We start from the raw sequence: 8,135 nt of genomic DNA on the forward strand, positions 1-8,135 counted from the left end.
CCGGTATCAAGCCAGTCCATCATGGGCTGGCTTTTTTGTCTCCGGCAGTAGAGGTGGTGCCATAGGCGGCAAAGATCCGCTCATAGCGCCCGTCCGCCTTCATCTTGGCGAGCTGTCTGTCGAACCATTGCCGGTGGCCCGCCTCGCGAAAGGCGAAGTGGTAGTGAGTCGGGGGGAAGAGGTCGTGCTGTCTGACCTGGTCCTTGGGATAGCGGTCGCCCTCCTGGTCATCCCCGAGCAACTGAGCCAGATAGTAGTAGAACACCCGCTGTTCCAGGATCACGGCATCGGTGCGCCCGAGCAGGAGCCGCTGTACCTGTCCCTCCTGCCTCGCCACCTCTTCATAACGGGGATTCTGGTCGACGATGTCGGAGAAGGTCGTTCCCAGGATCTGTCGTGCACGCTGGAAGGCACTGACTCGCAGGGTCTGCAAATCCTTCATGGTGTGGACTGCCGTCGGCGCCAAGGTGAAGACCCGGTTGTGGAAGGTGATCACCGGCTGTGAGAGGTAGGCACTTTCCAGCATGCCGGGTTTGACGTTGATGATGGCGTCCAGCTTGCCTTCCTCCAGCATCCTGAAGGTGCGCTCCAGGGGAAGATAGACGACCTGCAGCTCATGGGGGCTGCCTGCGAAGGCCTCTCGCATGAGGTCGAGTTCAATGCCCCTGTCTTCGTGGCTGATGACATAGGGAGGAATGGCAAAGCTGACGCCCACCCGCAGCGGCTCCGCAGCAAGGTGGCCGCCGAACATCAGCAGGGCGAAGCACAGCAGACGACTCAAGTGGTTCATGCAGGTTCCCGAAGGGAGAAATCGTCTCGATGATAGCCACAAGCCTGGACGAAGGGGACGTAAAGCGGGGGAGAGTGGCTGCAACATGGTCGTCGGGGGAGGTGAATGCGTCAGAAACAGGTAAAAAAAGGCCCTGATGAATCAGGGCCTGCCGCAGGGGATCAGAACGGAATATCGTCGTCGAAATCCATCGGCGGTTCGTTGTAGACCGGCGGGGCGGATTGCGGCTGCTGGGCCGGACGGCCGTAACCGCCTTGCGGTTGCATGTTCTGCTGCGGGGCAGCAGGACGTTGCATGTTCTGTTGCGGTGCAGCCTGTTGCGGTTGGCCCCAGTTGCCCTGGGATGACTGGCCGCCCATGCCCTGGCCACCGCCCTGCGGACGGCCACCCAGCATCTGCATCACACCGGTGAAGCTGTCGACCAGCACCTCGGTGGTGTAGCGTTCCTGGCCGCTCTGATCCTGCCATTTACGGGTCTGGAGCTTGCCTTCCACATAGACCTGGGAGCCCTTCTTCAGGTACTCGCCGGCCACTTCGGCCAGCTTGCCCATGAAGACGACACGGTGCCATTCGGTGCGCTCTTTCTGCTCACCGGTCTGCTTGTCGCGCCAGGTATCGGAGGTGGCCAGGGTGATGTTAGTCACGGCACCGCCGCTCGGCATGTAGCGCACTTCCGGGTCTTGCCCCAGGTTACCGATCAGAATGACTTTGTTGATGCCTCGACTGGCCATAATCTCTCTTCCACCCTTATGTATACCGGCCAGGCCAGATGCCTGGGCCCATTCAATAATGTGTTTGTTTGCAACGAGATGCGCGCCCTGGCTGGGTGTCATCTCTCTTCAGTGTCCTGGCTGCGCCGGAGCTTGCCGGCAGAGGCGTCATGGATCGGCCGCAGCGTTTGGCCGCCATAGTACCAGTTGGCGGGCATGAGCGCACATCTTCCCTGCCACTGTGGCGTCAATGGATCGCCACAGCCTGAGTAACTTACCCGAGGTAAGGTGTCACCAGCAAGGGGAGGCGGCTGGGGCAGGCTGCGTGAAGAGGGCGGAGCTGTTATGGTGCGCACCGGCACTACTTGACCCCCCAAATGGGGGGGGCGTGCTAGCCAATTGTATTGGCTGGAAAATTGCTGGGCTTCAAAGGAGCCACCGATGTGTCTAATACTTTTTTAATGCTGCAGCCAGGAGGGGGATTGGTACTCTTCCTTGCCAAAAAGCCCCGACTCGAATGTGCAAGGAAGTTCTCTTGATGACGCCCGACTCCCTCCTGGTGCTGATCACCGAAAATAACGCACAAGCCTCCCGTTTCCAGCGTCACCTCAGTGAAGAGCTTGGTCTGCCCATCTTGCTGGTAGGGGAGCTGAATGACCTGCCAGACGTTGCAGAGGGCGCCCCCAAAACCTTGCTGCTGATCGATCTGGACTACCTCAAGTCGACCCAGCAGGAGCTGTGGAGCAATGCCATCTGCCAGCGCTTTGGCGAGGCCAGTGCCGTGTTGCTCAATGCCCCGACCAGCACCAACAAAGAGCTGCTGCTGATGTGGCCCCATACCAGCGGGCTCTTCTTTCGTCAGGACACGCTGGACAGGCTGGTTTTCGGCATCCGCAAGGTGTTGCAGGGGGAGTACTGGATCCCGCGTCACCTGCTGTGCGACCTGGTGGACTACTACCGCAAGGGGAGCGGGCAACCTCAGCGTCAGCAGACGCTGCTGACCGCCCGCGAGCAGGAGATCGTGCGTCACCTGATGACGGGGGCCTCCAACACCGAGATCGCCGACAGCCTGTTCGTGAGCGAACACACCGTCAAATCCCATCTCTACAACGTCTTCAAGAAGCTGAACGTCAAGAACCGGTTGCAGGCGGTGAGCTGGGCCAAGGAGTATCTCTGAGGAAGGGGCACGGAAGGGAAGACTGTCTATTCATCCAGTAGTCTCTATGCCATACTGGCCCGCTCTGGTTCCCGTATCGAGCGCGCAACAAGATGGAAAAAATCGTGATCCGGGGTGCCCGCACCCACAACCTCAAGAACATCAACCTGATCCTGCCACGTGACAAGCTGATCGTGGTCACCGGCCTGTCCGGTTCGGGCAAATCCTCCCTGGCGTTCGATACCCTCTATGCCGAGGGGCAGCGCCGCTATGTGGAGTCGCTCTCCGCCTATGCCCGCCAGTTCCTCTCCCTGATGGAGAAGCCGGACGTGGACCACATCGAGGGGCTGTCGCCTGCCATCTCCATCGAGCAGAAGTCCACCTCCCACAACCCGCGCTCGACCGTCGGCACCATCACCGAGATTTACGACTACCTGCGGCTGCTGTTCGCCCGGGTCGGGGAGCCACGCTGCCCGACCCACGCCATTCCGCTCGCGGCCCAGACCATCAGCCAGATGGTGGATCAGGTGCTGGCCCAGCCCGAAGGCGCCAAGCTGATGTTGCTGGCCCCCGTGGTGCGCAACCGCAAGGGGGAGCACACCAAGCTGCTGGAGAACCTGGCGGCCCAGGGTTACATCCGCGCCCGCATCGACGGCGAAGTGTGCGATCTGTCGGATCCTCCCGCCCTGGAGCTGCACAAGAAGCACACCATCGAGGTGGTGGTGGATCGCTTCAAGGTGCGCGATGACCTGGCCCTGCGCCTGGCCGAATCGTTCGAAACGGCGCTGACTCTCTCCGGCGGCATCGTGCTGGTGGTGCCGATGGACGGGGAGGATGGGGTTGCCCCCATGACCTTCTCCGCCAACTTCGCCTGCCCCGAGTGCGGTTACTCCATGTCGGAGCTGGAGCCCCGGATCTTCTCCTTCAACAACCCGGCGGGGGCCTGCCCCACCTGTGACGGTCTCGGGGTGCAGCAGTATTTCGATCCCGCCAAGCTCATCCATGATCCGGGCCAGAGCCTGGCCGGCGGCGCCATCCGTGGTTGGGACAAGCGCAGCTTCTACTACTTCCAGATGCTCAAATCCCTGGCCGATCACTACAAGTTTGACCTGGAGACCCCCTGGGAGGATCTGCCGCTCAAGACCCAGGAGGTGATCCTGCGCGGCTCCGGGCGCACCGAGATCGAGTTCCGTTACATGAATGACCGCGGCGACGTGGTGGTGCGCAAGCACCCGTTCGAGGGGATCCTGCACAACATGGAGCGCCGCTACCGGGAGACCGAATCCAACGCGGTGCGGGAAGAGTTGGCCAAATACATCGCCAACAAGTCCTGTACCAGTTGCGGTGGCAGCCGACTGCGGGAAGAAGCCCGCCACGTCTTCGTGGACAATCGCAACCTGCCCGCCATCGCCGAGCAATCCATCGGCGATGCCCTGGCCTTCTTCGAAGGGTTGAACCTGTCCGGTCAGCGTGCCCAGATAGCGGACAAAATCCTCAAGGAGATCGTCGAGCGGCTCGGCTTCCTGGTGAACGTCGGCCTCAACTATCTGAGCCTGTCGCGCAGTGCAGAGACCCTCTCCGGTGGCGAGGCGCAGCGGATCCGGCTGGCCAGTCAGATCGGGGCTGGCCTGGTGGGGGTCATGTACGTGCTGGACGAGCCTTCCATCGGCCTGCATCAGCGTGACAACGAGCGGCTGCTCAAGACCCTGACTCACCTGCGTGATCTCGGCAACACCGTGATCGTGGTGGAGCACGATGAGGATGCCATTCGCCTCGCCGACCATGTGCTCGACATCGGCCCGGGGGCTGGCGTGCACGGCGGTGCCATCGTCGCCCAGGGGACGCCGGAGGAGATCATCGCGAACCCCGAGTCCCTGACCGGTGACTACCTCTCCGGGCGCAAGCAGATCGCCATCCCGGCCGAGCGCACCCCGCTCACCGGCAAGTGGCTGAAATTGAAAGGGGCGAGCGGCAACAACCTGCGCAACGTCAACCTGGATCTGCCCATCGGAGTGATGACCTGCGTCACCGGCGTCTCCGGTTCCGGCAAGTCGACCCTGATCAACGACACCCTGTTCCGCATCGCCCACCGCGAGCTGAACAAGGCCACCGAGTCCACGCCTGCGCCCTATCGCAGCGTCGAGGGGCTGGAGCATCTGGACAAGGTGGTGGATATCGACCAGAGCCCCATCGGCCGCACCCCGCGCTCCAACCCGGCCACCTACACCGGCCTGTTCACCCCGATCCGCGAGCTGCTCTCCGGCACCCAGGAGGCGCGTTCCCGTGGCTACCAGCCGGGCCGCTTCTCCTTCAATGTGAAGGGGGGACGCTGCGAGGCGTGCCAGGGGGACGGGGTCATCAAGGTGGAGATGCACTTCCTGCCGGACGTCTACGTGCCGTGCGACGTCTGCAAGGGCAAGCGCTACAACCGCGAGACCCTGGAGGTGAAGTACAAGGGCAAGAACATCCACGAAATCCTCGAGATGACGGTGGAAGATGCCCGTGCCTTCTTCGATCCGGTGCCAGCGGTGGCGCGCAAGCTGCAGACCCTGATGGACGTGGGCCTCTCCTACATCCGGCTCGGTCAGTCCGCTACCACGCTCTCTGGCGGCGAGGCGCAGCGGGTCAAGCTGGCGCGGGAGCTCTCCAAGCGGGACACCGGTCAGACCCTCTACATCCTGGACGAACCGACCACGGGGCTGCACTTCCACGATATCCAGCAGTTGCTCAAGGTACTGCACCAACTGCGGGATCGGGGCAACACCATCGTCATCATCGAGCACAACCTGGACGTCATCAAAACCGCGGACTGGATCGTTGATCTGGGCCCGGAAGGGGGCGCTGGTGGTGGCCGTATTCTGGTGACGGGTACGCCTGAGGAGATGAGCCGTTGCAAGGAGTCCCACACGGCGCGCTTCCTCGCTCCTCTACTGGAGAAATAAGCGTCACTCGAGAAAAAGGGGCCAGGGCCCCTTTTTTGTTGGCCGGTGGCGAGGTGCGCCGATCTGGCGCCCGGCCAGGGATGAGAGGGAGAAAAGAGGGACTCGTCCGGCAGACTCAGTGTGTCAGCATCAGGAAGGCGAGGGCGAACAGGAAACCCAGCAGAATGAAGAGGAAGGAACCTATCCCCCAGATGGCGGCAAGAATGCCGAGAATTTTGTCTTTGCGTGTCTGTGGTTTCATAAAATTCAAATTACAGCGTGGTTACATCGCATTAATAAAATACGCCCCGGGGCATAATTAAACAACAATTGAAAGGTGATATGAAGATGTTTAAGGTGTATTTAATTGGTATTTTACATTTCATGATGATGCGGTAATTTAAGGTATCATAATGTATTTTAATGACTTTTTATTTTCATCTGCGGTTTGATTGTCCAATCAAAGCTGCCGTGTACATCTATCTATTTCTTGATAACTATTGAGCTAAATCAATAACCGGCCATTCACATCCTTTTATAGTTTTCGGGCTTGCAACATAGAAAGAAAACAAAAAAGGAATAATGTGATGAAAAAGATCCTTCCTCTGTTAATCGCAGCCGCTTTTGCTTCCCCCGTCGCCATGGCACATCAGGCCGGTGACATCCTGGTCCGTGGTGGCCTGGCGTTCGTCTCTCCCCAGACCAGCAGTGACAACGTGCTGGGGACGGGCGAGCTGGAGATCGACAGCAACATGCAGCTTGGCCTGACCCTCTCCTACATGTTGACGGACAACTGGGGTGTCGAGCTGCTGGCCGCGACCCCCTTCTCCCACTCGGTGTCGACTGCCGGCCTGGGTGAGGTCGCCAAGGTCAAACACCTGCCGCCGACTCTGATGGCGCAGTACTACTTCGGTGATGCCAACAGCAAGGTGCGCCCCTATGTGGGGGCCGGTATCAACTACACCACCTTCTTCGACGAGGAAGGGCGCGGTGCCCTGGCCGGGACGGATGTGAGCGTGGACTCCTCCTGGGGGATGGCGGGTCAGGTGGGCCTGGACATGGCGATCAATGACCGCTGGTTCGTCAACGCCTCCGCCTGGCTCATCGACATCGATACCGATGTGCACACCGCCGTGGGCACCATCAACACCTCCATCGATCCGGTGGCCTTCATGTTCGGCGTCGGTTACCGCTTCTGATGACAAACGTGGCCGGTGCACGGCCATGACAACAAGCATGTCTCTTTGGCCCGGCTCTGTTCGGGCCCTTTTCTGCCTGCCATGTCACGCCAACTGTGATCTGGCCCGCCATCGCGTCACGAACCGCTATTCCATTGCATCCCGCTGCCGATAACCTCGGCATTCACCCCTTTCCCCAACGAGTGAGGATGCCTCCATGGGTTTATCTATTGTGCAGCGGATCATCGCCGGCTTCGTGCTGATGCTGTTGTTGCTGGTTCTGCTCGGCTTCATCAGTATCTTGAAGATCCGGGGGATCAACGAGGGGCTTTCCCAGGTTTCTGATCGTGCCACCCCCCTGGTGATCGCGGTCGCCGGGCTCAAGGGCGCACTGCAGGACAGCAACCGCTGGGTGCTCACCTACAGAACCAGCGAGGAGGCGGCCCAGTTGCCGCAACTGGCCAGCCAGTTCAAGGCGCAGCAGGAGCGTTTCCTGGCCCAGAGCAAGGAGATGGCCCGGTTTGACGGGGTGGCGGAGGCAAGCGAGCGGTTTCGCCAGGTCGACGGGGCGACCCGCGAGTTCTACGGGTTGGCGGATCAGGTGCTGACCCAGCACGGTCAGTGGGTGGCCGCACTCGATCGGCGCCATGAACTGGAGCTGGCGTTCATCCGGCTGGAAGATACCTACCAGTGGGCCGCCGATCTGTTGCTGCAGCAGACCGCGAGCAAACGCTCCATGCGCAACAAGGCCGAACTCATCACCTCCGGCATTGCCCGGGATCTGAAAAACATCCGCCGGGCCGATGCCAAGACCGATCTCAATGAATTGGAGAAGGTGCTCGGCAAGGATATCGAGATGGCACGCAAACGGCTCGAACGGGTGCAGGTGCCCGATGACGTGAGGCAGCGTTTCATCGTCAACCTCGATCGGATGCAGGAGCTGGCCCTCGGCCCGAAAGGGTTGCTGGCGACCATGCGCAATGGCCAGCAACTGGCGGCCTCGCTGCAGTCCCTGAACCAGCAGCTCGACACCAGTCTGGTCAACAGCCTGGCGCTGCTGGACGAGATGGCCAAATCGGCGGGCAGCATTGCCAGCGCGAGCCGGGTCGGGGCGGATGACGCCGTCAGCAGCGCCAGCGCCTGGATCCTGATCGTGTCGGCCATCTCCGCAGCCGCCGCGCTCCTCATCGGTTACACCACGGCCCGCAGCATCCAGCGTCCGCTGCAACTCATCGATCGGGAGCTGGATCGCATGGCCACGGGTGACATGACCCGGCGCATCGACTACCAGAGCCGCTGCGAGTTTGGCAGCCTGACCCGCTCCATCAATACCCTGGCAGACAAGACTGGCGAGCTGCTCGCCCAGATCAATGACTGTGA

Annotated in this window: 7 protein-coding genes; 4 read left to right on the top strand and 3 right to left on the bottom strand. The window is 60.9% G+C overall.

Annotated features, from left to right (window positions below; translation table 11 throughout):
• Nucleotides 1-19 precede the first annotated feature (19 nt).
• Together AACR77_RS19785 and AACR77_RS19790 are read right to left on the bottom strand one after the other, a co-directional pair.
• Complete coding sequence (locus AACR77_RS19785; protein ID WP_042879476.1) at nucleotides 20-790, bottom strand: substrate-binding periplasmic protein; 771 nt, start codon at nucleotides 788-790, stop codon at nucleotides 20-22.
• Nucleotides 791-951: 161 nt separating this feature from the next.
• Nucleotides 952-1,521 (bottom strand): single-stranded DNA-binding protein, encoded by a 570-nt coding sequence (locus AACR77_RS19790; protein WP_010674212.1) that lies wholly within the window; start codon nucleotides 1,519-1,521, stop codon nucleotides 952-954.
• Between the two features lie 517 nt (nucleotides 1,522-2,038).
• Between AACR77_RS19790 and AACR77_RS19795 the strand changes: the two genes are divergently transcribed.
• A complete protein-coding gene (locus AACR77_RS19795; protein WP_010674213.1) occupies nucleotides 2,039-2,677 on the top strand; it encodes a LuxR C-terminal-related transcriptional regulator in 639 nt (212 codons plus the stop codon).
• Nucleotides 2,678-2,769: 92 nt separating this feature from the next.
• Nucleotides 2,770-5,598, top strand: coding sequence for an excinuclease ABC subunit UvrA (gene uvrA / locus AACR77_RS19800; RefSeq protein WP_039040117.1), 2,829 nt, complete (start codon nucleotides 2,770-2,772; stop codon nucleotides 5,596-5,598).
• A gap of 115 nt (nucleotides 5,599-5,713) precedes the next feature.
• On the opposite strand, the gene AACR77_RS19805 is transcribed toward uvrA, so the two are convergent.
• Entirely contained in the window at nucleotides 5,714-5,839 is a 126-nt protein-coding gene (locus tag AACR77_RS19805) for a hypothetical protein (RefSeq protein ID WP_010674215.1), read from the bottom strand.
• 325 nt (nucleotides 5,840-6,164) lie between these two features.
• On the opposite strand from AACR77_RS19805, the gene AACR77_RS19810 reads away from it, so the two are divergent.
• Together AACR77_RS19810 and AACR77_RS19815 are read left to right on the top strand one after the other, a co-directional pair.
• Complete coding sequence (locus AACR77_RS19810) at nucleotides 6,165-6,776, top strand: OmpW family outer membrane protein (protein ID WP_010674216.1); 612 nt, start codon at nucleotides 6,165-6,167, stop codon at nucleotides 6,774-6,776.
• Between the two features lie 196 nt (nucleotides 6,777-6,972).
• Nucleotides 6,973-8,135: HAMP domain-containing protein (locus AACR77_RS19815; protein WP_042879477.1), on the top strand; the 1,163-nt coding region annotated here is incomplete at its 3' end.

It is taken from the genome of Aeromonas sp. ZOR0002 (genome assembly GCF_963866995.1).
Classification (GTDB): domain Bacteria; phylum Pseudomonadota; class Gammaproteobacteria; order Enterobacterales; family Aeromonadaceae; genus Aeromonas; species Aeromonas caviae.